The 26,705-nt window shown below is 49.2% G+C and carries 20 protein-coding genes and 1 other RNA gene; 20 read left to right on the forward strand and 1 reads right to left on the reverse strand.

The annotated features are described in order from the left end of the window. Positions 1–125: 125 nt before the first annotated feature. Entirely contained in the window at positions 126–1,697 is a 1,572-nt protein-coding gene (locus MJ595_RS13830; RefSeq protein WP_263078515.1) for a hypothetical protein, read from the reverse strand. Between the two features lie 245 nt (positions 1,698–1,942). Here MJ595_RS13830 and rsmI point away from each other — a divergent pair, with 245 nt between their 5' ends. The 20 genes from rsmI (at position 1,943) to secA (ending at position 26,356) form a co-directional block, all read left to right on the forward strand. Next, entirely contained in the window at positions 1,943–2,785 is an 843-nt protein-coding gene (rsmI, locus tag MJ595_RS13835) for a 16S rRNA (cytidine(1402)-2'-O)-methyltransferase (RefSeq protein ID WP_263078516.1), read from the forward strand. Positions 2,786–2,819: 34 nt separating this feature from the next. Next, positions 2,820–3,199, forward strand: an RNA gene (gene rnpB / locus MJ595_RS13840) — RNase P RNA component class A. 311 nt (positions 3,200–3,510) lie between these two features. Beyond that, positions 3,511–3,966, forward strand: coding sequence for a division/cell wall cluster transcriptional repressor MraZ (gene mraZ, locus MJ595_RS13845; protein WP_263078517.1), 456 nt, complete (start codon positions 3,511–3,513; stop codon positions 3,964–3,966). 3 nt (positions 3,967–3,969) lie between these two features. Further along, positions 3,970–4,893, forward strand: coding sequence for a 16S rRNA (cytosine(1402)-N(4))-methyltransferase RsmH (rsmH, locus tag MJ595_RS13850; RefSeq protein ID WP_263322510.1), 924 nt, complete (start codon positions 3,970–3,972; stop codon positions 4,891–4,893). Positions 4,894–4,896: 3 nt separating this feature from the next. Then, on the forward strand, positions 4,897–5,193 hold the full coding sequence (gene ftsL, locus MJ595_RS13855; protein WP_263078518.1) for a cell division protein FtsL: 297 nt from the start codon (positions 4,897–4,899) through the stop codon (positions 5,191–5,193). Next, positions 5,190–6,917 (forward strand): penicillin-binding transpeptidase domain-containing protein, encoded by a 1,728-nt coding sequence (locus MJ595_RS13860; RefSeq protein WP_263078520.1) that lies wholly within the window; start codon positions 5,190–5,192, stop codon positions 6,915–6,917. Before ftsL ends, MJ595_RS13860 begins: the two co-directional genes overlap by 4 nt. Positions 6,918–7,135: 218 nt before the next feature. Then, positions 7,136–8,641, forward strand: coding sequence for a UDP-N-acetylmuramoyl-L-alanyl-D-glutamate--2,6-diaminopimelate ligase (locus MJ595_RS13865; protein ID WP_263078521.1), 1,506 nt, complete (start codon positions 7,136–7,138; stop codon positions 8,639–8,641). Further along, positions 8,638–10,044 (forward strand): UDP-N-acetylmuramoyl-tripeptide--D-alanyl-D-alanine ligase, encoded by a 1,407-nt coding sequence (gene murF / locus MJ595_RS13870; protein ID WP_263078522.1) that lies wholly within the window; start codon positions 8,638–8,640, stop codon positions 10,042–10,044. Before MJ595_RS13865 ends, murF begins: the two co-directional genes overlap by 4 nt. Further along, on the forward strand, positions 10,045–11,127 hold the full coding sequence (mraY, locus tag MJ595_RS13875) for a phospho-N-acetylmuramoyl-pentapeptide-transferase (RefSeq protein ID WP_263078523.1): 1,083 nt from the start codon (positions 10,045–10,047) through the stop codon (positions 11,125–11,127). It abuts the gene before it with no gap. Between the two features lie 35 nt (positions 11,128–11,162). Further along, positions 11,163–12,536 (forward strand): UDP-N-acetylmuramoyl-L-alanine--D-glutamate ligase, encoded by a 1,374-nt coding sequence (murD, locus tag MJ595_RS13880; protein WP_263078524.1) that lies wholly within the window; start codon positions 11,163–11,165, stop codon positions 12,534–12,536. After that, on the forward strand, positions 12,530–13,708 hold the full coding sequence (gene ftsW / locus MJ595_RS13885) for a putative lipid II flippase FtsW (protein ID WP_263078526.1): 1,179 nt from the start codon (positions 12,530–12,532) through the stop codon (positions 13,706–13,708). Before murD ends, ftsW begins: the two co-directional genes overlap by 7 nt. Further along, positions 13,695–14,798 (forward strand): undecaprenyldiphospho-muramoylpentapeptide beta-N-acetylglucosaminyltransferase, encoded by a 1,104-nt coding sequence (gene murG, locus MJ595_RS13890; protein WP_263078527.1) that lies wholly within the window; start codon positions 13,695–13,697, stop codon positions 14,796–14,798. Before ftsW ends, murG begins: the two co-directional genes overlap by 14 nt. Then, entirely contained in the window at positions 14,791–16,227 is a 1,437-nt protein-coding gene (murC, locus tag MJ595_RS13895; RefSeq protein ID WP_263078529.1) for a UDP-N-acetylmuramate--L-alanine ligase, read from the forward strand. The genes murG and murC overlap by 8 nt, the downstream gene beginning before the upstream one ends. An 11-nt stretch (positions 16,228–16,238) precedes the next feature. Beyond that, a complete protein-coding gene (locus tag MJ595_RS13900) occupies positions 16,239–17,213 on the forward strand; it encodes a D-alanine--D-alanine ligase (RefSeq protein ID WP_263078530.1) in 975 nt (324 codons plus the stop codon). Positions 17,214–17,398: 185 nt separating this feature from the next. Next, positions 17,399–18,067 (forward strand): cell division protein FtsQ/DivIB, encoded by a 669-nt coding sequence (locus tag MJ595_RS13905; protein ID WP_263078532.1) that lies wholly within the window; start codon positions 17,399–17,401, stop codon positions 18,065–18,067. A 60-nt stretch (positions 18,068–18,127) separates the two neighbouring features. Continuing rightward, positions 18,128–19,363 (forward strand): cell division protein FtsA, encoded by a 1,236-nt coding sequence (gene ftsA, locus MJ595_RS13910; RefSeq protein ID WP_263078534.1) that lies wholly within the window; start codon positions 18,128–18,130, stop codon positions 19,361–19,363. A 323-nt stretch (positions 19,364–19,686) separates the two neighbouring features. After that, positions 19,687–20,874 (forward strand): cell division protein FtsZ, encoded by a 1,188-nt coding sequence (ftsZ, locus tag MJ595_RS13915; protein WP_263078535.1) that lies wholly within the window; start codon positions 19,687–19,689, stop codon positions 20,872–20,874. Between the two features lie 106 nt (positions 20,875–20,980). Then, on the forward strand, positions 20,981–21,895 hold the full coding sequence (lpxC, locus tag MJ595_RS13920; RefSeq protein ID WP_263078537.1) for a UDP-3-O-acyl-N-acetylglucosamine deacetylase: 915 nt from the start codon (positions 20,981–20,983) through the stop codon (positions 21,893–21,895). Between the two features lie 168 nt (positions 21,896–22,063). Next, complete coding sequence (locus MJ595_RS13925; protein WP_263078538.1) at positions 22,064–23,062, forward strand: M23 family metallopeptidase; 999 nt, start codon at positions 22,064–22,066, stop codon at positions 23,060–23,062. A 549-nt stretch (positions 23,063–23,611) separates the two neighbouring features. Continuing rightward, the gene (gene secA / locus MJ595_RS13930; protein WP_263078540.1) at positions 23,612–26,356 is read left to right on the forward strand and encodes a preprotein translocase subunit SecA; all 2,745 of its coding nucleotides are present in this window, start codon (positions 23,612–23,614) and stop codon (positions 26,354–26,356) included. The last annotated feature ends 349 nt before the right edge of the window (positions 26,357–26,705 follow it).

Consider the following 26,705-nt stretch of genomic DNA (forward strand, 5'->3'; position numbering starts at 1 on the left):
TATAGCGATATCATTGTTGCGAAAACAGGAAGGTAATAAAGTCATCCTTCCGTCAAAGGAGTCTTATTGAAATATCAGCAAAATTCAGTATGAAGAGTCCTTTTTCACGATAGTATGAAAGTTAATCAGGACTTTGGTTTGTTTTGTATACTTGTCTTTATGTCCTGCATGTCCTTGCTTAGTTGCTCAATTTGTTTTTTAGTACTTTCTTTTTCAGCGAGTTTTCGTTTTTGTGTTTCATTTTCCTTCTGGACTTCTGTTAGTCGCTCTGTCAGTTTTTGGGTTTTAGTTTGCTCGGCAGTTTGGTACCACAGCTGATAATGAGGAGTGCTTACATAGAGTTTGGGAGAGGGTCTGGTTAGCTGTTCTTGCAGAAGGGTAAACTCGGGTGAAACGGGGGTTATGGCATATGCAGACCGTGCCCGTTCCATGATGAACTGCCACCAGGTAGAGGAAGCTGTTATTCTAAAATATATTCTGACAGGGGTTTGTTGTTCTTGAGCATCAATAATGATGTGCTGATATTCAGAGTCTTTTATTTGTACTGTATGAAAGCATGGGTATTGCCCGCTATGGCTTTGAATGAATTCCCGGGACAAAATTCGAAAGCCACGATGTTCAGGTATTATGTCTTTGCCTCTAGAGGTTGATAGAATGCTAATGGCGGTAGCATCTATTCTTGAAGGGTAATCATGACCCCATGTTTCTGTTACAAAGATTCTTTTTTTAAGTGTTTCTGGATTACCTGAAGCCATTACGGTGAGTTCTGTAATAAAGGTATAGCCTTCAGTTTCTCCGGTTACTCCCGGAATAAAACTAACGTGAATCCGGGGGAAAAAACTGTCAGGGTGAACTGATGACTCAGCTTTTCGGCTGTTTTTTTCACTATCTTCATCTTCACTTTCCTCTTCTTCCTCCTCGTCTGAACCCATATCACTTTCTTCAGTTTCCCATAAACTAATAGGTAATTCGGTTTTGGAGATAGGTAAGAATTCTATTGTGGTTGGTGAGCTGTCTTCTTCGTACCTTTCGTTCGCTTTTTGTTTTATGGGAGCGCATCCAGTACTGAAATAGACAAGGTTGTGATTAATTAATTCCTTTCTTTGAACAGTGAATCCATTATCTTGTTGTTTTTCTTGTATGTCTCCTAGCTCAAGTCTGGCCACTTTCGAGCTTTCGGAGTCTCTTGGAAAACAGAAAAAGACATCGGTTTTTTGTTCGGTTTTTTTTAAAAATACGAATTTGGACGCTTTTTCCTCACCCGTCTCCTTTTGTGTTGTCTTAAGTTCGCCTATTGTCCAGGCAGTTGCCAGGGGTACAGGGACCTCACCACCAGTCTGTTCAATTCTGATGGGTTCGGTGCTCGCCAGGTCAGGCACTTCAACCACGAATACAGTGGCTTTGTGCCATTGGGATTTGCAGTTGGCTATGGTTTTAAAATGAACCGTCTCTCCAGAGGGATTGTCGTGCCCTGGGATCTTGTTGTATGAAATTTTTAGTGAAGCATCTGCTGGCAGTGACCTGCTGGAATCTATAGAGGTGCTACGAATGGCCACAGGCTTATTGTCAGTAGTGAAAATAATGACCATATCCTGGCTGAAAAAATAAGGGAACCTGGCGGCCATTGCGGTTAGCGGGAGTAGAAATAATAGAAAACAGACTGTTTCTAAACACCGTTTAATAAGAAGATGCTTCATGTTCTTTCTCCTTACACAAGCCAGGTGTTGTCAGTGTTAGTTGATTGGAAAAGCTGTCAGTATGGGTGAATTTCTATAGGGTAATAATGGTCGATTATTAGCAGGCTGTTATATCAATACACAGTATCTTGACCCCTTTTAAAAACGATTGTAATGATGTGACAGATTATTAATCTGCCACCCATTTTCGGCGGTATGTTAAACTGGCAAATCTTCTTTGTTGAGCTGGTTTGTTAGGGACCCTAATGTCTGAAGCTGTATTATATGTTGTTGCTACCCCCATCGGGAATTTGGGGGATATGACTCCAAGGGCAATAGAAGTGCTTAAACAGGTTGAAGTGATTGCCGCAGAAGATACCCGCCATAGCAGGCGGCTTCTTAACCATTTTGGTATTGGTACACCACTGCTATCCTGTCATGAGCATAATGAACGCCAGCAAGCGGAAAAATTGCTGGCGCGTTTGCAGCAGGGAGACTCGGTAGCATTGATCAGCGATGCCGGAACACCGCTGATTTCTGATCCCGGCTATTTTCTCGTACGCACAGTGCGCGAGGCTGGCGTTAAAGTGGTTCCTGTGCCCGGAGCTTCGGCTATTATTGCGGCACTATCCGTCAGCGGCCTGGCCACAGACCGGTTCTTTTTTGAGGGATTTTTACCGGCAAAGTCCTCCGGTCGTAAGAAAAGGTTGGCGGAGCTGGCTGATTTTTCCTGTACCTGGGCGTGTTATGAATCTACTCATCGTATCAGTGATAGCCTTAAGGACTTCGCAGAGGTGCTAGGTGGGAGTCGATATATTGTTTTGGCCCGTGAAATGACCAAAACCTTTGAAACGGTTTTGGCGGGTACAATAAGTGAAGTGATGGCCTGTCTGGAAGACGACTCCAATCAATGCAAAGGGGAATTCGTATTGCTTGTTGAGGGGAAAAGGGAAGAGACGGGGCAGCTCATCGATAAAACAACCAGGGAGTTGTTGGCGCGTTTGTTACAAGAGTTGCCCATTAAAAAAGCGGCGGCAGTGGTGGCCGATTTATCCGGGCATCGTAAAAAAGAGTTGTACGATCTGGCATTAACATTAAAAGACAGTTGAATAACAGTTGAATGGCCGGTATTATTCGTCGCCGCAAGTTGGCCGGGCAGCCGCTGTTTGATTATCCTGCTGGATAATCAGAGGGAGGAAAGTCCGGGCTCCATAGGGTAGGACGCCAGGTAACGCCTGGGGGGCGAAAGCCTACGGAAAGTGCCGCAGAGAGTAGACCGCCTACGTCAGAGTTTTCTGGCCGGTAAGGGTGAAAGGGTGCGGTAAGAGCGCACCGCATGGTTGGCAACAGTCCATGGCAGGGTAAACCCCGTCCGGAGCAAGACCAAATAGGAATTCAATGGCGTGACCCGCGCTGAATTCGGGTAGGTTGCTTGAGGTGTGTGGTGACATGCATCCCAGATGAATGGCTGCTGTACCTGCCTTGCAGGTAGACAGAACCCGGCTTACAGGCCAACTTGCATTTCTTTTTATCTTTCTTTGAAATAAAAATTAAATTTTTGCTTCCATATTGTTTTTAAAGTTTCTGCTTATATCACATCAGCAATACGGTATCTTATTATCTAGTTTATTAATTTATAACGATAATTAACTGTTGTTCTGTGGGCTTTTCCTTATTTTCCATCTGTTAACAAAATAACCGTTCAGGTAGAAGCTACGCTTGACGTGGGTTTTGCACATTCCTATAGTGTCTTTGAGTGGTGTAATGTGGGTAATAGTGGGTTTAACTGGGTTGGACAGCAAAAAGGATTCAGGTATTCCAGGGAGCGTGGCACTTGTTTCGCGGAGTCAATGCAATCAATCTTGATGCTAAAGGACGGATGGCAATACCTACCCGTTATCGGCAGATATTGCATGATCGTTGCAATGGCTCCCTTGTTGCAACCATTGATACAGATGAGTCCTGTTTATTAATTTACCCGCTGGATGAATGGGAAACCATTCAGGGGAAAATCGAAGCATTACCCAGTTTTCATCCGATGACTCGCCGGATTCAGCGTCTTCTCATAGGCCATGCCACCGATCTTGATATGGATGGTAGTGGCCGAATTCTTGTGCCTCCACTTTTAAGAGATTATGCCGGGCTGGAAAAGCGCTGCATCCTGTTGGGGCAGGGTAAGAAATTTGAGCTTTGGAATGAGACAGCCTGGGATGAGTGTCGGGATCAATATTTACTAGAGGCCAGCGCTTCCGGGGAAACTCCTGAAGAGTTGCAGTCATTGTCGTTATAAATGATGAAATTAGCTGAGTTGCATAAAACTGTACTATTGACCGAAGCCGTGGACGCTTTGCTAACAGATCCAGAGGGGGTCTATATCGATGGCACTTTTGGTCGAGGGGGGCACAGTCGTGCAATTCTGGATGGCCTTGCGGATAAAGGACAACTTTTTGGTATCGACAAAGATCCTTCAGCCATTACCGTTGGAAAAGATTTGGCTGGGGATGACCACCGGTTTGTGATTTATCATGGCTCATTTACTGAATTGAATGAGTTACCGGCTACGGGTGGTGTTGATGGCATTTTGTTGGACTTGGGTGTGTCCTCGCCACAGCTGGATTGCCCGGAACGGGGTTTCAGCTTTTTGAATGATGGCCCACTGGATATGCGTATGAACCACGCCCAGGGTGAGAGTGCCGCAGAGTGGCTGGCCAGGGCTGAGGAACAGGAAATTAGCCGGGTACTCTGGGAATACGGTGAAGAGCGGTTTTCACGACGTATGGCTCGGGCCATTGTTCGGGAGCGGGAGATTGAGCCGATTGTCACCACGGCCCGGTTAGCCAGCATTATTGCAGGGGCCTGCCCTAAAAAGGAGAAGGGCAAGCATCCGGCCACACGGGCCTTTCAGGCCATCCGAATTCATATTAACAGGGAGCTGGATGACCTGATTGAATGTCTGGATAAGGCACTGGAACTGCTGAAGCCGGGAGGGCGACTGGTGGTGATCAGCTTCCACTCCCTGGAAGACCGGATTGCCAAACGGTTTATTCGTAAGCATGAAAAGGGTGATCCTTTGCCTAGCTGGTTGCCGGTTAGGGAAGATCAGTTAAACAAGCGGTTGAAAGCATTGGGTAAAGCCATAAAACCCTCTGAAACAGAGGTTAGGGAAAACCCCAGGGCAAGGAGTGCCATTATGCGTGTTGCCGAGAAACTGGCCTAGGTTATGGATATATCACCACTGCGTGCGTTATGCAGTAAAAAGAATCTTTCAGTAGGTGTACTGTTGATGGCAGTAGTGGTTTCAGCTTTTGGCGTGAGTTATAGCGCCTACGAGAATCGTCGTTTACACAATCAGCTGCAACAGGAGCTGGAAAATCGAAACAGAGCCCAGGTTGAGTGGGGACGGTTGCTGCTGGAACACAGCACCTTAACCTCCCCGGGGCGGGTCGAGCAGGTGGCCGTCGAGCAACTCGGTATGGAAGTCCCAAAGGCCGGTGATATTGAAATGGTGATGCAATGAATCATAAAAACAAGCTCACCTCCGGGAAACCCTCTAATCGGTGGCGATTGGCTGTCCTCAAGTCAATCATCCTGCTTGCCGGATTGACCATTGTTTACCGGGTTGTTGATCTCCAGCTACTGGACAGACATTTTCTACAAAATGAAGGCGATAAACGCTCCGTTCGTTATGAAAAAATCCCTGCTCACAGGGGTGTTATTTTCGATCGAAATGGTAAGCCGCTTGCAGTTAGTACCCCTGTTATCACTGTTTGGGCTGATCCCAGTGATTTGTTAGCTGTTAAGGAGCGATGGGGAGAGTTGGCCAGGCAGTTAAAAATGAACAAGTCCACTCTGGCCAAGCGGATCACTGAAAATCAGTCAAAGGAATTTATTTACCTGAAACGCCACCTGACCCCTGAGCAGGGCCAGCAACTTATGGCTCTTAAGGTACCTGGTTTGCAAATAATGGAGGAACATCGCCGTTATTATCCTGCCGGAGAGGTGACAGCCCATCTTGTAGGGTTTACCGATATTGATGAGACCGGGCAAGAAGGCATTGAACTGGGATATAACAAATGGCTCAAGGGGACACCGGGTAAGGTTCGGTATTTGAAAGATCGCCGGGGGAATCTTGCCAAGCAGGGTGAGTTGGTTGAGAGTGCCCAACCGGGTAAAGAATTGATGCTGAGCATAGATCTTGGGCTTCAGTACATGGCTTATCGGGAGCTGAAGAGAGCTGTGGGCCATCACAAGGCACGCGCAGGATCTCTGGTTATGCTGGATGTGGAAACCGGTGAAGTACTGGCAATGGTCAACCAGCCATCCTATAACCCGAATAACCGTGCTGAAATGAAAGCGTACCGGATGCGCAACAGGGTTGTAACGGATGTCCTTGAACCGGGTTCTACGCTTAAGCCCTTCACTGTAGCAGCGGCCCTTGAGTCGGGTAAATATGAAAAAGATACACCCGTGAATACCACACCCGGATATATGCGAATAGGGCATGATACGGTGCGGGATATACGCAATTATGGGCAGTTGGATGTTACCTCGGTATTAACCAAGTCCAGTAACATTGGTGTCACTAAAATGGCCATGGATATCGGGGTGGATAATTTGCTTGATATGTTAAGGCGCGTTGGCATAGGTCAGGCAACAGGTGTCGGCTTCCCGGGGGAAAGCACCGGCTATCTGCCTTATCGTGATCGCTGGAGCAATATTGAAGTGGCAACCCTGTCCTTTGGCTATGGCTTGACCGTGACACCTTTACAGTTGGCCCAGGCATACAGTGTGCTGGGTTCCAAGGGGATAATGAGGCCGATTTCCTTAATTAAGCGTGATGTGACCCCGAAAGGTGTTCGGGTCATGGACAGGCAGGTGGCTAAGGATGTTCTGGAAATGCTTGTTACTGTAGTTCAGTCTGGCTCAGGGCGACGGGCAAAGGTGCAGTCCTACCAGGTGGGTGGTAAGACCGGTACTGCCAGAAAGGTGGGCAGCAATGGTTATTCGAACAGTCGTCATATTGGTGTTTTTGCCGGGTTGGCGCCTATTGATAATCCACGCCTGGCAACGGTCATTGTTATTGATGAACCCACCGAAGGCGGTTATTACGGTGGGCTAACTGCCGCGCCTGTGTTTTCGAAGGTCAATGCCCGTGCTCTAAGAATGTTAGGGGTTACCCCTGACCAGAAGGAGGTACTGACAGCCCGGCGTGATGATGAAAAGTTGGGTGGAGCAGGCTAGCCCGGATATTTCATAAACTGCCCCGAGCATTGCGCAGGGCTTTGTGGTTCTAAGGAATTTTGTGAAGGAGTGCCGTACCAGGGAGTACGGTCGACTGAACAAAACTTTCTTAGAACCGCAAAGGACAAGTAAGGCCGGGAGCATGTTTATGAAATATCCGGGCTAGGGGCTGTTGAAACGTGCCGGGATGTTTTCATCAAATATGATTGGACTATGTGATGAGTGAAAAGCCAATAGTAACCCTGAATGATGTACTGCGGACGTTAGGCCTGCCGTGTGTAGAGCCTGACCTGCCTGTTTCAGGGCTGGCCATTGATAGCCGTAAAGTTAAGGGGGGAGAGCTGTTTTTTGCTATCCCCGGCTTTTCATCCGATGGCAGGGATTATATTTCACAGGCTTTTAACAACGGAGCCTGTGCGGTTCTTGCTGAGTCAGGGCGTGAGCACGAGTTCAGACACCTGGCGGGTAAGCGGGAAACGCCTCTTATTTTTGTGGATGACTTACAGGATCAAGTGGGAGTTATCGCTAGTCGTTATTATCGGCCAGATACTGACAAAGTAAAGGTGGTTGGAGTAACGGGTACAAACGGTAAAACCTCCTGTTGCTGGTTTCTTTCCCGGCTTCTGGAGGGGTTGGATAGCCCCTGTGCCCTGATGGGAACGCTGGGAAAAGGCATGCCGGGAGCGCTTGAGCAAACACTTAATACCACGTCAGATGTGATATCCACCCACCAGTTTATTGCAGGATTGGGTGATCAGAATACCCCCGCCTTAGCCATGGAAGTGTCATCCCATGGTCTGGAACAGGGGCGGGTTGATGGGGTGCATTTTGATGTGGGCGTATTTACCAATCTTAGTCGTGATCATCTGGATTCTTACAATAGCCTTGATGATTATGCCTTTGCCAAGTCAATGTTGTTTTCCAACTGCCGCTTGGGAGCGGCGGTTATCAACATGGATGATGATTACAGCGAAATGATGCTGGCTGCTTGCCCGGATGAGATACCGGTGATTACCTGGTCACAAACAAACCCTGCCGCGGATGTCTACGGGGCAGATATCCGTCTGTTGCCCCATGGTATTGCGGCCACTGTTCATACTCCCTGGGGAGCATACCCCATTGAAGCGCCATTAATGGGGCGGTTCAACCTGGAAAATCTATTAACTGTTCTGGCTGTTCTTGGTGCTCAGGGATACTGTCTTGACCGGGTGGTGCCCCTGATCTCCAGGCTAACCACCGTTCCTGGCCGTATGCAGCGGCTAGGGGGGAATAATAAACCATTGGTTCTGGTGGATTATGCCCATACGCCGGATGCCCTGAAAAATGCCCTTGAGGCTCTGCGGGAGCATGGTGCCAGCAAGTTAACCTGCGTATTTGGCTGCGGGGGAGACCGTGACCGGGGCAAGCGGCCTTTAATGGCAGAAGCGGCTATTGCCGGGGCGGATGAAGTGATTGTAACCAGCGATAACCCCCGTACCGAAAAGCCTGAAGCCATCATCGCAGACATTCTTGAGGGAATTGCTCCGCAAGACCAGGAGCGGGTTTCCACAGTGACGGATAGGGCGTCCGCCATTGCCGGTGCTATTGCCGCGGCCAGCGTTGAAGAGATCGTTTTAATAGCTGGCAAAGGGCATGAGAGTTATCAGGAAGTGAACGGGATAAGGCACGCCTTTGATGACTGTGAGCAGGTTCAGAAAGCACTTGATAACTGGAGTCGCAAATGATCAGGCCTTTTACCCTGAAGGAAATTGCAGAATGTTTGAATGGGCAGGTTGCCGGGGAAAGTCAGTCGGTGGCGATTGACAGGGTAAGTATTGATACCCGTTCTTTAACGGGTGGCGAGTTGTTTGTTGCCATAAAAGGCCCTCACTTTGATGGGCATGACTTTCTTCCTCAAGCGGAACAGGCTGGCGCGGCGGCTGTGGTGGTTGAAGTTCTGGCAGAGAACTGCAGGCTTCCCCAAATCAGGGTGGCTGATACCTTTAAGACGCTGGGACAGCTGGGAAAGCTTAACCGTGATCAGTTTCAGGGCCTGGTGACCGCTATCACCGGTTCTTGCGGTAAAACCTCGGTGAAGGAAATGTTGGCTGCTGTATTGGCTGAGCAGTCAGAAGTGTGGTCAACCCGCGGTAATCTTAATAATGGCTATGGTGTGCCCTTAACATTGCTGGAAATAAGTGAGAAGCACCATAAGGCTGTTATTGAGCTGGGTACAAGTTCTCCCGGGGAGATTGAATATATTGCCCAACTGGCAAAACCGGATATCTCTGTAATAACCAATGCTGCTGAGGCTCACCTTGAAGAGCTAGGGTCTGTGGCCGGTGTTGCCCATGAAAAGGGGTATATCCTGGATTCTCTGGATAGCGGTGGTATTGCGGTATTAAACCGGGATGATGCATTTTACCAGGAGTGGTATGACCGGGTATTGAAAGTTCAGGGCAGAAGCGTCATGAGTTTCAGCGTGGAAAGCACGGAGGCTGACGTTTTTGCCTCTGAGATAGAGACCACAGAGCAGGGCATGCGTTTTAAGCTCAACGCCCAGGGACAGGTTGTACCTGTGACCCTTGCCTTTTGGGGGCGGCACCAGGTTCTTAATGCCTGTTGTGCAGCGGCGGCAGCCTTGGCCGGTGGAACAATGCTGGACATTGTTGTCCGTGGATTGGAAAATGCCCGGCCTTATCAAAGAAGAGGCCTTCGCTATCAAGTGAGCCGGGGTGGACGTAAACTCATGATTTTCGATGAGACCTACAATGCCAACCCCAAGGCAACCCTGGCAGCGATTGAGCATCTGTCCGGCTACAACGGTCTGAAAATCATGGCGTTTGGCGATATGCTGGAACTGGGTTCAGTGGCTGAAGCCCGGCACCGTGATATGGGTTTATACGCTAAAGAAGTGGGTATTGATTATTTTGCCGGCTTTGGGACGCTGGCGAACCTTGCGTGTCAGGCATTTGGTAAGGGAGGGTGTCACTTTGAGGACAAGACTGCACTGACGGAGTGGATTGGGGACCTTATCAACAAAGGTTCTGATGAGGTTGTGTCAGTGCTTGTTAAGGGTTCAAGGGGCATGGGCATGTTGGATGTTGTTAGGTCTCTGGTGGGACCGGAATACAAGGGAGAGCGCTAGATGCTGCTCTGGTTGGCAGATTTTTTATCCCAATATTATCATGGGTTTACAATTTTTAATTACCTTACGCTCAGGGCAATCTTCGGGGTGTTGACGGCTCTGGGTATAAGTTTGTGGCTGGGTCCCCATATGATTCGGCGTCTTAGCTACCATCAGATTGGACAGAGTGTCCGGGATGACGGACCCAAAAGCCATTTAAGTAAGGCAGGCACCCCGACCATGGGTGGCGCTTTGATACTGGTTTCAATTGCTATCAGCACTGTGCTGTGGGGGAATCTGAATAATAAGTACATTTGGGTTGTGATGCTGGTCACGGCAGTGTTCGGCGTGGTTGGCTGGGTTGATGATTATCGTAAGGTTGTTGAGAAAAACTCCAGGGGCTTACCGGCCAGGTGGAAGTTTTTCTGGCAATCCATGGCTGGGGCAGGCGCTGCCCTCTTTTTGTTTTATACCGCGCAGGATCCGGTAGAAACATCGCTGATTGTTCCTTTCTTTAAAAGTGTTTCCATTCAGCTCGGCCCGTTTTTTATGCTGCTGACTTACCTGACTATCGTGGGAACCAGTAATGCGGTGAACCTGACGGACGGACTGGATGGCCTGGCTATTATGCCCACGGTATTGGTGAGTTCGGCACTGGGAGTATTCGCCTATGTCAGTGGGCATGCCAGTTTTGCCCAATACCTGCTGATTCCGGCTATACCCGGGGCGGGTGAACTGGTTATATTCTGTGGTGCCATTGCCGGTGCTGGACTGGGTTTTCTCTGGTTTAACACTTACCCGGCCCAGGTGTTTATGGGGGATGTTGGCGCCCTGGCTTTGGGGGCTGCCCTTGGCGTGGTGGCTGTGATTGTCAGGCAGGAAATCGTGCTGGTAATCATGGGCGGTGTCTTTGTTATGGAAACGGTGTCTGTGATTCTTCAGGTGGCCTCTTTTAAGCTTACCGGTCGTCGTATTTTCAGAATGGCGCCTTTACATCATCACTTTGAATTGAAAGGCTGGCCTGAACCCCGGGTTATTGTCCGGTTCTGGATTATTACATTAGTCCTGGTTCTGATTGGTCTGGCGACCCTGAAAATACGCTGAGTTGTTATGGTTTTGATCTGGGAATGGAGAGAATAGTGGCTTTGATTAGCTCAAGTTGCAGGCGGGTTGTTGTTGGTCTTGGCAAGACCGGTATGTCCTGTGTCCGCTATCTTGCCCGTAAGGGATTGCCATTCTCAGTGGTGGATAGCCGCCAGCATCCTCCGGGTCTTGATGAACTGTCCAGTGACTATCCCCGTGTGCCTGTATTTGCAGGTGGCTTTAAGCAGGATATTCTCAATGGGGCAGATGAGCTGATCATTAGTCCCGGGGTTGCCCTGGCCCAGCCGGAAATTGCCGAAGCCATTGCCGGTGGCGTGAAAGTAGCCGGAGATATTGAACTGTTTTTCCGTGCTGTGGGTGATACACCTGTCGTTGCCATAACGGGTTCAAACGGAAAAAGCACCGTCACCACGCTACTTGGGCTTATGGCGGAGGAGGCCGGAATTAATGTTGCCGTCGGTGGCAATATAGGAATACCGGCTTTGGAGTTATTAGCGCAAAAAGCGGATCTTTATATTCTTGAGCTTTCCAGTTTTCAGCTGGAAACCACGGATTCAATGCAGGCGGCGGCAGCGACTGTTTTGAATATGAGTCCTGATCATATGGACCGATACCCATCCCCGGTTGAATACCATGCCGCTAAGCAGCGGGTTTATAAAGGGTGCAAGGTGGCCGTTCACAATCTCGATGATCCCTTGACGGCTCCCCTGTTACCTGCCTCTACACCTGCAATAACTTTTTCTGGCCGAATGCCGGATATTGGCCAGTATGGGCTGGAGGTTGATAAAGAGTCAGGATGCTGTTGGTTAGTAAAGGGAACAACACGGCTGCTTGATACATCAGAAATGCTTATGGTGGGGCAGCACAACTATATGAATGCCCTGGCAGCCCTGGCGCTGGGTGAGGCGGTGGGGTTGGAGCTGGAACCTATGTTGAATGCCTTGCGCCGGTTTCCCGGCTTGCCACACCGCTGTCAGTGGGTTGCACAGCGGAATCAGGTTAATTGGTTTAATGATTCCAAAGCAACCAATGTGGGGGCATGTACGGCAGCTATTAATGGTTTGGGAACCAGTATCGCAGGTAAAATTGTACTGATAGCCGGTGGTGATGGTAAGGGAGCGGATTTTTCTGAATTGTGCCAGCCGGTGAGCCGTTATGTCCGTCGACTGGTCTTGATTGGCAGGGATGCATCGATTATTGAGAGCCAGCTTAGTGGCTCTGTGGCAATCAGCCGTGCCCGGACATTAGCAGATGCTGTGGCTATAGGCGAGCATGAAAGCCAGCCTGGCGATGCCGTCCTGCTGGCGCCAGCCTGCGCCAGTTTTGATATGTTTAAAAGTTTTGAACACCGGGGGGATGAGTTTTGCAAGCTGGTTGTTAACCGGCTTAAGGAGAGTGCCCCATGCTGACTCAACAGACGGCATTGGGTGTTGATAGTGCTGATTCGAAGCATATAGACTTTACGCTGATTGCGGCATTGCTGCTGCTTATCTTTACCGGCCTGGTGATGGCCAGTTCTGCATCCCTGGATATTTCCAATAATCTTTTTTCCAATCCTTTCCGAATTTTGCTGAAACAGGGCATGTTCGTGTGTGCCGGACTCGGTATCATCGGTGTGATGCTACTGGTGCCTATTGCAACCATTGAGCGGTATAGCTGGTCACTGTTATTCCTGGCTTTTGCCTTATTGATTCTTGTACTGGTTGTTGGGCGGGAGGTTAATGGCAGCGTTCGCTGGATACCGCTGGGTATCTTTAATTTGCAGGCATCGGAGGCAGCCAAGCTTTGTATTGTTATCTATCTTGCCGCCTATTTGGTGAGGCGGTTGGATGAGGTAAGGAATCAGTGGAGTGGATTCCTTAAGCCTATGGCTGTACTGGGGCTTTCGGCAGCCCTGTTGCTGCTGGAGCCGGACTTCGGCTCACTGGTTGTACTGATGGGTGCCTCCCTGGGTATGATTTTTATGGCGGGAGCCAGGGTGCTGCCTTTCATCCTGCTTATTATTTGTATGTGCGCACTGATTGTTCTGCTGATTGTGGTAGAACCTTACAGAATGGCAAGGCTGGCCTCCTATATGGATCCCTGGGCCCATGCCTTTGATAGCGGCTATCAGTTAACCCAGTCCCTGATTGCCTTTGGTCGGGGCGAGCTGCTGGGAGAGGGGCTTGGTAATAGTATTCAGAAGCTGTTTTACCTGCCAGAGGCGCATACTGATTTTGTTTATGCAGTACTGGCTGAAGAGTTTGGTGTCATAGGCAGCCTCGGCATTTTATCACTATTGATTTTTGTGGCCTGGCGGTCATTACAGATTGGTTTCAGGGCTGAGCGATTGGGACTGCTTTTTCATGGCTTTGTGGCCTATGGCATATCCCTTCTGTTTATCAGTCAGGCGCTTATTAATATTGGTGTAAATACTGGCCTATTGCCCACTAAAGGATTGGCGTTGCCTTTGATAAGCTACGGAGGCAGTAGTTTATTAATTAACTGCCTTGCGTTTGGAATTATTATTCGAGTTGATTATGAGCGAAGGCTGGAAAAAGCAAGACAAAAGTACAAAAAGGAAAAAGATGGTGCCACATGACAGTGGTCCTGTGATTGTTGTTATGGCAGGAGGAACGGGAGGGCATATTTTCCCTGCCCTGGCTACGGCAGCAGAGCTTGAATCCCGTGGTTATCGAGTGCACTGGCTGGGAACACCAGGGAGTATGGAGGCTGACCTGGTACCACGACACGGGTTTGAGATTAGCTTTATACCTATAACCGGGGTGAGAGGCAAAAAGATGCTGTACTGGCTGAAAGCACCCTGGCTTATTGGTAAATCCATCCTTAAGGCAATGGCTTTATTGAGAGAACAAAAACCTGTCTGTGTGCTTGGTATGGGCGGTTATGTGACCGGGCCAGGAGGTGTTGCGGCAAAATTGCTGGGTATCCCTCTGGTTATTCATGAGCAGAATGCCATACCGGGGTTGACCAATAAATTGCTCTCCAGCTTGGCTACAAAGGTTTTGGAAGCTTTCCCGGGAACCTTTTCCGGAAAAAAATTCAAGAAAGTGAAAAGAAAGCTGTTTACCACAGGAAATCCGGTAAGATCGTCTATCGCTTCAGAAAATGATTATCATGCAGGCAAGTCACTGAAATTGCTGGTGATTGGAGGCAGTCGGGGCGCTGTGGCTATTAATAAGCTGATACCCCAGCTATTGGCACGTTATAAAGGTGGGCTGGATATTTGGCATCAAACCGGGAAGAATAATATTGATGACTGCCTTTCTGACTACCGGAAATTGGAAGCCGACGATATAAAATCCTATAAGGTTGAGCCGTTTATTGATGACATGGCTCAGGCTTATGAATGGGCGGATATAGTACTATGTCGCTCAGGTGCCCTGACAGTGTCTGAGTTGGCGGTTGCTGGCCGGCCAGCCATTCTTGTACCTTTCCCTTATGCTGTTGACGATCATCAAACAGCCAATGGTCGCTATTTGACTGATAATGGGGCGGCGGTGATGATTCAGCAAGATCAATTGGACGAAGAAGCTTTGACAACGTTATTGATGAGTTTGGGACGCGACCCGGCTCGCCTGCAATCCATGGCAGCTGCGGCAAAATCCGTTGGACGCTCCCGGGCAACCCGTGAAGTGGCAGACCATTGTCTGGAGGTTTGTCATGGGTGATTTAAAACGAAATATCCCTATTGTTGCTGTACCTGAAATGAGACGGATCAAGCGGATTCATTTTGTCGGTATTGGCGGTTCCGGTATGTGTGGTATTGCCGAGGTTCTTCACAATCAGGGCTACCAGATTTCCGGCTCTGATTTAAAAGTCTCTGCGGTTACAGAAAGACTGAAAAGCCTGGGTATTAAAATCTATCCCGGTCATCAACGTGAAAATGTTGCAGAGACAGATGTTGTGGTTACTTCCACGGCAGTTTCCGGGGATAACCCCGAAGTGCTTGAAGCCAGGGAAAGACGACTGCCTGTGGTACCCCGTGCAGAAATGCTGGCTGAATTGATGCGATACCGGCATGGTATTGCGGTTGCTGGCACCCACGGTAAAACAACCACTACCAGCCTGATCTCATCAGTGCTGGGTTACAGTGGTATGGATCCCACCTTTGTTATTGGTGGGCGGCTTAATTCTGCCGGTACTAATGCCAAACTGGGGGGAAGCCGGTATCTGGTTGCGGAAGCTGACGAGTCGGATGCCTCCTTTTTGCACCTGCAACCTATGGTGACTGTGGTTACTAATATTGATGCTGACCATATGTCAACCTATGATGGTGACTTTGAGAAGCTGAAAAAGACATTTATAGAGTTTATCCATAACCTGCCATTTTATGGTGTAGCCATCCTCTGTGTTGATTGTCCTGTAGTTAGGGAGCTTCTGCCTGAAATTAAGCGACACATCATCACCTATGGTTTTAGTGAAGAGGCAGACTACCGGGCTGTTAACGTAACGCAGAAAGGGATGCAGACCTGTTTTGAGCTTGAGAGAAAAGGCTGCCACAGGCGCCTGCCTGTAGAAATTAATATTCCCGGTTCTCATAATGTACTCAATGCATTAGCGGCTTTTGCGGTGGCAGCTGATGAAGGATTGCCAGATGAAGTCATTGCAGAGGGATTGAGTCAGTTTGAAGGCGTCGGCCGACGTTTTCAGGTTTATGGTCAACTGCCATGGACTTCCAGTAACGTGATGCTGGTGGATGACTATGGTCATCATCCCACCGAGGTTGCAGCCACAGTGAAGGCGGTTCGTTCAGGGTGGTCTGACAAACGGCTGGTTATGGTTTACCAGCCCCACCGATATTCCAGAACCCGTGACCTTTATGAGGACTTTGTGGATGTCCTGTCCAGGGTTGATGTGTTGTTATTAATGGAAGTCTTCCCGGCTGGTGAATCTGTGATTGCCGGGGCAGACAGTAGAAGCCTTTGCCGCAGCATTCGCCAAAGAGGCAGTCTTGATCCAATTTTTGTTAATAGCCCGGAAGATGTAAAGGGCATACTGACCAATGTGCTCAGGGATGGTGATTTATTGTTAACCCAGGGGGCAGGTGATATTGGTGCTCTTGCCGTACAGCTGGGAAGCATGGAATCGGGTCTTTAAAGGGGAAAATAATGAAGTATGAGCAGAGAGCGGATCACTATGAGGCCAAGGCATTTGGCAAGGTTGCCGTATTATTTGGAGGCCGGTCTGCCGAGAGGGAGGTGAGCCTGGCTTCTGGCGATAGAGTATACGCGGCGCTGCAAAAACTGGGTGTTGACTGCCAGCTTATTGATGCCGCTGAAAACCTGGTGGAGCGGCTTCTGGAATATGCACCGGATCGGGCCTTTATTGCCCTTCATGGAACGGGAGGCGAAGATGGTACAATCCAGGGATTGCTTGAACATATGGGTATTCCTTATTCTGGCAGTGATGTGATGTCGTCCGCACTGGCTATGGATAAATATCGAAGTAAACTGCTTTGGCAGTCTGTTGGTTTACCTACCCCGGCTTTTCAAATTGTGAATAATGCCTCTGAGCTGGAACATTGTGTTACCCTGTTGCCGGCTTTTGTCAAGCCCAGCCAGGAAGGTTCCAGTGTGGGCGTTACCAGGGTTAACAGGGAACAGGACTTGAAAGATGCCTGGGAAAAGGCGCAGGGGCATCATGGGCCGGTATTGGTTGAGCAGTTTATTGACGGGCCTGAATATACCGTGGCTATTGTTAACGGCCAGGTGATGCCAGCGGTCAGAATTGATGCCGAGGGTGCTTTCTATGATTATGAGGCCAAGTATCTTTCCGAGCATACCTGTTACACCGTACCCTGTGGTTTGACTAAAGCGAAAGAGCAGGAGATGCAGGCTATTGCCCTGACCGCTTTTGAGGTGTTGGGCTGTTCTGGCTGGGGTCGGGTTGACTTTATGCAGGATGAAAATGGGCGCTTCTGGTTGCTTGAAGTCAATACCATTCCGGGCATGACGGATCATAGTCTTGTTCCCATGGCGGCCAAAGAAGTTGGCCTGGATTTTGACCAGCTGGTAGTAGAGATTCTGGCAGGTACAGGTGATGTGGTTCCATGTCATGGGAAGGCTTTGGAGCTTTCTGTTTAGGCAGGTTTCAGATTAACCATGAATACCTCTTGGTGGTTGAAGGCTTTTAGTTAAAACGTATGGTAAAGAGCACCAGGGCAGTAAGGGGTAGAGAAAATTATCGAGATGGTTTGATAAAACAGGCTGGCTTATTCCGTAAAGGTAAGCATAATAAACGGCCTCTTTCCATCAAAAGAAAGGGACAGTTGCTGTTTTCACTGCTTCTTTTACTGGTGCTGGTTTTTGCCTGGCCAAAACTATTGCTTTGGTTGAACCAGCCGATAAAACGTGTGGAAGTCCATGCCCCATTCAGGTTTTTACATAAGGATCGGGTGGAGTCCGTGCTTAAGCCTTTTTTAAGGCAGCACTTTTTCCAGCTTGACCTGAAAGGGCTGCAAGAGGCCTTGCTTGAGGAAGCCTGGGTCAAAGAGGTGTCATTTAGTAAGGATTGGCCAGACAGGCTAACTGTTTCTCTGGAGGAGAAAGAGCCGGTAGCAAGGTGGTATGAACGACAGTTGATCACTGGGGATGGTGATATTTTTTCACCATCGGATGTGGGACACTTTAGTGAATTACCAGTGCTCAAAGGCCCGCAAAGTCAGGCGCAGGCGGTGATGCTCCAATATTTGGCCATTAGCCAGCTATTGCGACCTCTGGGGCTGTCAGTGAGTGAACTGGAGCTGGGGCGTACAGGTGCCTGGCAATTTAATATTGGTGATATTCAGGTCTATCTTGGCCGGGATGAAAGAATGGAGCGGCTGCAAAGGTTTGTCCGCCTTTACCATGCCCGGCTGGAGTCAGAGTGGCACTCTGTTAAGCGTATTGATCTGCGGTATAGCAATGGGGCAGCAGTCGCTTGGAGAGGCAGTAAATGATATCTCCGGGAATGTACATCGTGACAATGACTGTTTTTGTGGTTTAGGAAAATTGATGCCATGACATCAGCTGATAATGGAAGCATGATTGTTGGATTAGACATTGGTACCTCTAAAGTGGTGGCCATTGTCGGTGAAATTACCTCCGAGGGTGATATTGAAATCATCGGTATTGGCTCGCACGCGTCAAAAGGCTTGAAGCGGGGCGTCGTTGTCAATATTGATTCAACCGTTCATGCAATAAAAAGAGCGGTAGAAGAAGCGGAGTTGATGGCAGGCTGCCAGATTCATTCTGTTTATGCGGGCATTGCCGGAAACCATATCAGAAGCCTTAATTCCCACGGAATTGTGGCTATCCGGGAGCGGGAGGTGACAGCTGCTGATATCGAGCGAGTGATCGATGCAGCGCAGGCAGTGGCTATTCCCGCAGACCAAAGGATTCTTCATATATTACCTCAGGAGTATGTTATTGATACCCAGGAAGGGGTTAAAGAGCCTTTGGGCATGTCCGGGGTTCGTCTCGAAGCCAAGGTTCACCTGGTTACCTGTGCTGTTAATGCGGCCCAGAATATCGAAAACTGTATACGGCGTTGTGGTCTGGAGGTGGATGATATTATTCTGGAACAGTTGGCATCCAGTTATTCCGTATTATCCGAGGATGAAAAGGAGTTGGGTGTCTGCATGGTGGATATTGGTGGTGGAACCACGGATATTGCTGTGTTTACAGACGGGGCTATCAGACATACGGCGGTTATCCCCATTGCGGGCGATCAAGTCACCAATGATATTGCCATGGCCCTGAGAACACCCACTCAAAATGCTGAAGATATTAAGATCAAGTATGCCTGCGCGTTGGCCCAGCTGGCCGGTGCGGATGAAATGGTGAAGGTGCCCAGTGTGGGCGACCGGGCACCAAGAGAATTGTCCAGGCAGGCTCTGGCGGAGGTGGTTGAGCCAAGGTATGAAGAGCTGTTTACGCTTATTCATGCGGAAGTCAGGAGGAGCGGATTTGAAGATTTAATTCCGGCAGGTGTCGTACTCACTGGTGGCACTTCCAAAATGGAGGGAGTGGTAGAGCTTGCTGAGGAAATATTCCATATGCCTGTGAGGCTTGGGTTTCCACAGGATGTTAAGGGGCTTAATGATGTTGTACATAACCCTATTTATTCTACCGGTGTAGGTTTGCTGCATTATGGTCGTAACGCGCAAAAAGAGGGACGCCGGGAAGCAGTGTATGGCAACCAGGGTAATACCCTGATGGGTCGAATCAAGACGTGGTTTCAAGGTCAGTTCTGATTAGGGGCTGTTGACGTTTGATCGTGAGCTCAGTGGCTCGTAAAGCGGTTTTCCGCAAGACGGACTGGTGCAGGCATAGTTATTCTACGTCAAGCCAGTCCAACGCAGTCGGAAAGCCGCTTTACGAGCCACCCGAAGGGCCAAAAACAGCGATTCCGTGCCGTCGTTGCAGTAGCTTGAAAGACGTGAGTCTTCCTGCGCTACTGCGTCTAGCCACGAAACCGCTGATTTTGGCTGAGCACACGAGCAAACGTCAACAGCCCCTAAGCACCCTTTGAATTTTTTTAAAAATGTGTAGTTTAAGGTGATAAAAGGAGAGAGCCATGTTTGAGCTGGTGGATAATATACCGCAGGAAGCGGTCATCAAGGTAATAGGGGTCGGAGGTGGCGGCGGTAATGCGGTTTGCCATATGCTTAACAGTCAGCTGGAAGGTGTTGAGTTTGTTTGTGCCAACACAGATGCCCAGGCTTTGAAAAAGCAGCATCTGCAGGCCCATACCCACTTACAGCTGGGAGCTTCTATTACCCGTGGTCTGGGCGCCGGCGCGAACCCTGAAGTGGGGCGTGAGGCAGCAATGGAGGATCGTGACCGGATTGCAGAAATTCTGTCAGGTTCTGACATGGTCTTTATCACTGCCGGAATGGGTGGCGGTACCGGAACGGGAGCGGCTCCGGTTGTTGCGCAGGTGGCCAGGGATATGGGTGCATTAACGGTTGCGGTGGTAACCAAGCCTTTCTCCTTTGAAGGACGTCGCCGTATGCAGGTGGCTGAAGAAGGGATGAAGGAGCTGCAGGATAGTGTTGACTCCCTGATTACCATCCCTAATGAAAAACTTCTGCCGGTTCTGGGGCGCGATGTTAGCCTGCTGAATGCCTTTGGTGCAGCCAATGATGTGTTGCTGGGAGCTGTCCAGGGCATTTCCGAGCTGATCACCAGGGACGGCTTGATTAACGTGGACTTTGCAGATGTCAGGACGGTGATGTCCGAGATGGGTATGGCCATGATGGGTACGGGTTCTGCCACAGGTTCCAACAGGGCTATTGAGGCGGCAGAGAAAGCCATTCGCAGTCCGCTGTTGGAAGATGTCAACCTGCAGGGTGCCAGGGGCGTACTGGTTAATATTACCGCAGGGCTGGATCTGTCTGTTGGTGAGTTCCATGAAGTGGGGGATACTGTTAGGGAATTTGCCTCAGATAATGCGACTACTGTAGTAGGTACGGTTATTGACCCTGAAATGACCGATGAGTTGAGGGTTACTGTGGTAGCCACAGGTTTAGGGGCTGCCACTAACAAGCAAGACCTTAAAATGGTTGAGGGAAGCAAAGCCAAGGCCACCAAGCCGGACGGGTCTCTCGATGTTAATACACTGGATATCCCTACTGTTATCCGAAATAAAGACGCTGGAGACAAGAAATCGGAGCGAGAGGCTTCTGACAAGAGGGCAACCCCGTCATCTGATAATGTTGACTATCTCGATATACCGGCTTTTCTCCGTCGGCAAGCTGATTAAATGGGAAGTTTAGTGGTGGCACGGCTTGTGTCGTGTGTAACTTTTGTTACAATGTGGTGTTGCATCCAAATAATAGGGGCCTATAAGGTCGCGGAATAGCGTTATCATGATCAGACAGCGTACTCTGAAAAACATTATTCGTGCTACAGGGGTCGGCCTGCACTCAGGAGAGAAGGTCTATTTGACCCTCAAACCGGCCCCGGTAAACACAGGTATCATTTTCTGTCGAACAGACCTGGAGCCAGTGGTTGAAATTCCGGCTCATGCCCTGAATGTGGGGCAAACCACGCTTTGTACCTCTCTTCAAAAGGACGGTACGCGTATCGATACGGTTGAACACCTGCTTTCAGCATTGGCTGGATTGGGTATTGACAATGCCTATGTGGAAGTCAGTGCCCATGAAGTGCCTATTATGGACGGTAGTGCAGGTCCTTTTGTGTTCCTTATTCAATCTGCGGGTATTCAGGAGCAGGAAGCAGCGAAAAAATTCATCCGGATAAAAAAAGAAATTTCTGTTTCTGACGATGATAAAACGGCCACATTCAAGCCCTACAATGGCTTTAAGGTGGGCTTTACCATTGACTTTGATCACCCTGTATTTCAAAGTCGCTCCCAATCGGCATCCATTGATTTTTCCAGCACCTCCTTTGTTAAAGAAGTCAGTCGTGCCAGAACCTTTGGTTTTATGAGAGAGGTTGAATATCTGCGTTCCCAAAACCTGGCATTAGGTGGGAGTGTGGATAATGCCGTAGTGGTTGATGATTACCGGATTCTGAATGAAGATGGCCTCAGGTATCATGATGAGTTTGTGAAGCATAAAATGCTGGATGCCATTGGTGACCTGTATTTGCTGGGACATAGCTTAATTGGTCAGTTTGTTGGTCATAAGTCCGGTCATGAGCTGAATAACCGACTGGTTAGAGATCTCTTGGCAAATGAAAGTGCATGGGAAGTGGTCACCTTCGATCAAATGGAATCTGCGCCGATTTCCTATCTCAAGCCTGCCGCAGTGTCAATCTAGCTGTTACTCGAACCTGTCCTGAACCAGGTGACAGGTTGCTGGATAAATAAGGGGTCGCTTATGCGACCTTTTGTTTTTCTAAATAGCATCCGGCCTGAAAATTTCCCGAATCGTTGCTAGCGTAGTCAATATACCTTACTAAAATATAGAGTTAGTCAAGGACTCTCTATGTTTTGGGGTTCTTTATTCGCTTTTGCTGTTAATAGGTTGTTCGGGCTTTATATGAAAGTGATTGTTGTTAGAAGTGGTCACTCGAAAAGTCATAGTATTCAATTGACTGGATATAGAATCCTGCTGATCGCCATAATGCTGGTGTTGCTCATGGGAGTCAGTGTTGGAGTGAGTGTGTGTCTCTGGACAGACAAGGCCACTGACAATTTATTGACCCATGAAGGCCTGCAAAACTGGCAGGATGCTATTGGGGGGCAAAGGCAGGATCTCGAATCTGTAAAGCGCAATACAGAAATGCAGCTGGATGCATTAACATTACGCCTTGCTGAGTTACAGGGGCGAATCACCCGGCTGGATGCCCTGGGTGAACGGCTGATGGTTCGAACAAGGCTTGATGATGGCGAGTTTGATTTTAGTCAGTCTCCTCCCTTGGGAGGGCCTGAAGAGTCCTCTATCGAAGGAGGGCTATCCTCTGTCAGGCCTGCTTTAATGGACGCCATTGATCAGCTGGCAGTCCAGATTGATAATCGGGAGCAACAGCTGGAGCTTCTCGAATCCCTTCTTTCCAGCCGTACACTATACAATGAAGCTTTTGTGGCAGGCCTGCCCGTTAGAAAAGGTTGGCTTTCTTCAAGGTTTGGGCGCAGAACTGATCCTTTTACGGGTAGGGCCGCGTGGCATAGCGGTGTCGATTTTGCCGGTAAACGGGGTTCTGAAATTCTTGCAATGGCTGCCGGGGTGGTGACCTGGGCCGGTGATCGAAGTGGCTATGGCCTGCTGGTAGAGGTTAATCACGGTAACGGCTATATCACACGCTATGCCCACAATGAGGCCCTGGATGTTAAAGCCGGGGATATCGTTAAGCGGGGGCAGTCTATTGCCAGGATGGGTTCTTCCGGCCGTTCCACCGGTGATCATGTCCATGTGGAAGTACTGGAGAAGGGTAAAAAGGTGGATCCTGCCAGATATATTTATCGGGATATGGAAACCCATTGATTGCGCGTGAAATGCCTGCTAGGGGCTGTTGACGTTTGCTCGTGTGCTCAGCCAAAACCAGCGGTTTCGTGGCTAGACGCAGTAGCGCAGGAATACTCGCGTCTTTCAAGCTACTGCAACGACGGCACGGAATCGCTGGTTTTGGCCCTTCGGGTGGCTCGTAAAGCGGCTTTCCGACTGCGTTGGACTGGCTTGACGTAGAATAACTATGCCTGCACCAGTCCGCCTTGCGGAAAACCGCTTTACGAGCCACTGAGCTCACGATCAAACGTCAACAGCCCCTAGGGTTTCTTCACGGAATAGACTTTGATTGATTTCTTTCTTTGACTTATATCATTCACCCAGTCCCTGAATTTTATGGGAAACTGTAGAACCAACCTTTAAAGCTACTATTATCCCGCCTGACCCAAGAAATAGAGCTAATATGGGTGAGACTTTGCTGCGATTATCATAGAATGTTGGGCTATTGTGCGCTTGTCTGCCCCGGCGGCCCGGGTTTGTCGGCAGGAAAGACGGCCCGGAAATTGAGTGTGGGACTATATCCAACTTATGTTTGCTTCTTTAATCAAGAAAATTGTAGGTAGCCGAAATGACCGGCAGCTTAAACGAATGGGTAAGCTGGTCAAGGCTGTTAACGCCTTTGAGGACGAAATCTCTGGTCTGGACGATACTCAGCTGAAAGGTAAAACAGCTGAGTTCAGGGCGCGTTTTGCCAAGGGGGAATCCCTTGACGATTTGTTGCCGGAAGCCTTTGCTGTTGTTCGGGAGGCTGGTAAGCGTGTCATGGGAATGCGCCACTTTGATGTCCAGATGATTGGTGGTATTACCCTGCACGAGGGGCGTATAGCAGAAATGCGGACCGGGGAAGGTAAAACCCTGGTGGCTACCTTACCTGCTTACCTTAATGCCATTCCCGGGGAAGGGGTTCATGTGGTCACTGTGAATGACTATCTGGCCCGGCGTGATGCCAATTGGATGCGTCCACTCTATGAATATCTGGGAATGACTGTTGGTATTGTCGTTCCACAGCAGGACCCGGATGAAAAGCGTCAGGCCTATGCCGCTGACATTACCTACGGAACCAACAATGAGTTTGGTTTCGACTACCTTCGGGATAACATGGCCTTCAGAAAAGAAGACAAATCCCAACGGACCCTTTATTTCTCTATTGTCGATGAAGTGGACTCCATTCTTATCGATGAGGCCAGAACACCGCTGATTATTTCCGGCCCTGCGGAAGATTCCTCTGAACTGTATAAGCAGATGAATCGCCTGGTGCCGCTGCTTAAGCGCCAGGAAGAAGAGAATAAAGGTGAGGTGGCTGTTCCTGGTCACTATACCGTGGATGAAAAGAGTCGCCAGGTTGAACTGACAGAAGACGGCCATCAGTACATAGAAGAGCTGCTTCAGAAAGAAGGCCAGCTTCCTGAAGGTGAAAGCCTCTATTCAGCTCAAAACCTTAATTTGCTCCACCATGTTAACGCCGCTTTACGGGCTCACGTGCTGTTTATTCGCAATGTTGAGTACATCGTTCAAGGGGGAGAGGTTCTGCTGGTTGACGAACATACTGGCCGAACCATGCCCGGCCGTCGCCTTTCTGAAGGTCTGCACCAGGCGCTTGAAGCCAAGGAAGGGTTGCAAATCCAGTCAGAAAGCCAGACGCTGGCTTCTACAACCTTCCAGAACTACTTCAGAAATTACACGAAACTGTCCGGTATGACCGGTACGGCGGATACGGAAGCCTTTGAATTTCGGCAAATCTATGGCCTTGATGTGGTGGTTATACCCACCCACAAGCCCATGGCTCGTAAGGATCATAATGACCTGGTCTATCTCACCATTGAAGAGAAGTACGAGGCCATTATTGGCGATATCAAGGAGACGGTTGCTGCCGGGCGTCCGGTGCTGGTGGGTACGGCGTCCATTGAATCTTCCGAGCTATTGTCTAATGCGCTGAATAAGGCTGACCTTAGCCATCAGGTGCTGAATGCCAAATTCCATGAGAAGGAAGCGGAGATCATTGCCCAGGCGGGCAAGCCGGGAACCATTACCCTGGCTACCAATATGGCGGGTCGTGGTACGGATATTACCCTGGGAGGTAACTGGGAGGCGGACGTAGCTGAGTTGGATAATCCTTCCCAGGATGAGATAGATCGTATCAAGGTCGAGTGGCAGAAACGCCATGACCAGGTACTTGAGGCTGGTGGATTGCATATTATTGCGACAGAACGCCATGAGTCCCGTCGGATTGATAATCAGCTCAGGGGACGTGCCGGTCGTCAGGGTGACCCGGGTTCTTCCCGCTTCTACCTGTCCCTGGAAGATAACCTGATGAGGATTTTTGCCTCGGATCGGGTGAAAAATATCATGAAATCCCTGGGAATGGAGAAGGGTGAAGCCATTGAACACCGTATGGTGAGTAATGCCATTGAAAAAGCCCAGCGCAAGGTGGAAGGTCGCAACTTTGATATTCGTAAGCAACTGCTGGAATACGATGATGTTGCTAACGATCAGCGTAAGGTGATTTATAACCAGCGGGATGAACTGCTGAATGCTGATGATGTTTCATCCAGTATTGATGCACTTAGAGAAGATGTTGTTAACAATCTGGTGAGTGAATACATTCCTCCGCAAAGCCTGGAAGAACAGTGGAATGTCAAGGGATTGGAAGATGCCTTAGCCACTGAAATGAATCAGGGGATGCCGGTGCAGGAATGGCTGGATGCTGATGACCGGCTTGATGAAGATGCCTTGCGCCAGAAAATTCTGGATGAGGTTATTTCCGCTTATCGTCAGAAAGAAGAACTGGCGGGCAGTGAAGTTCTCAGGAATTTTGAAAAGCATATTCTGCTACGTATTCTTGATGACAAGTGGAAAGAGCATCTTGCCACCATGGATCATTTGCGCCAGGGAATCCACTTAAGGGGATATGCCCAGAAAAATCCAAAGCAGGAATACAAACGGGAAGCTTTTGAGTTATTCCAGCAAATGCTGGAAGAAATCAAGCACGATACCATCAGGATCCTGTCCCATGTACAGGTTCAGCAGGATGATCAGACTGAAGAACTGGAGCGCCAGCGTCGGGAAGAGTTAGCCCGTCGTATGCAATTCCAGCATGAAGCAGCAAAGGCAGCGGCAGATGAGTCTGGTAATCCTGAAGGCACCGGGGATGAAGGCAACTCCCTTGAACCCGTGCAACCGTTTGTCCGCGAGGGGCGTAAGGTGGGTAGAAATGAACCTTGCCCCTGTGGTTCCGGTAAAAAATTCAAGCAGTGTCACGGTAAGATTACTTAACAATAGTTAGGGGCTCTTGACGTTTGATCGTGAGCTCAGTGGCTCGTAAAGCGGTTTTCCGCAATACCCAATGGGGCACGCCGGGCGGACTGGTGCAGGCATAGTTATTCTACGTCAAGCCAGTCCAACGCAGTCGGAAAGCCGCTTTACGAGCCACCCGAAGGGCCAAAACCAGCGATTCCGTGCCGTCGTTGCAGTAGCTTGAAAGACATGAGTCTTCCTGCGCTACTGCGTCTAGCCACGAAACCGCTGGTTTTGGCTGAGCACACGAGCAAACGTCAACAGCCCCTAGGGGCTGAAAAAAAGCGAATGGCTATGCGGCTGTTCGCTTTTTTATTTTTTGGTGATC

This window comes from Endozoicomonas sp. Mp262 (assembly GCF_025643335.1).
In the GTDB taxonomy this organism is placed as follows: Bacteria; Pseudomonadota; Gammaproteobacteria; order Pseudomonadales; family Endozoicomonadaceae; genus Endonucleibacter.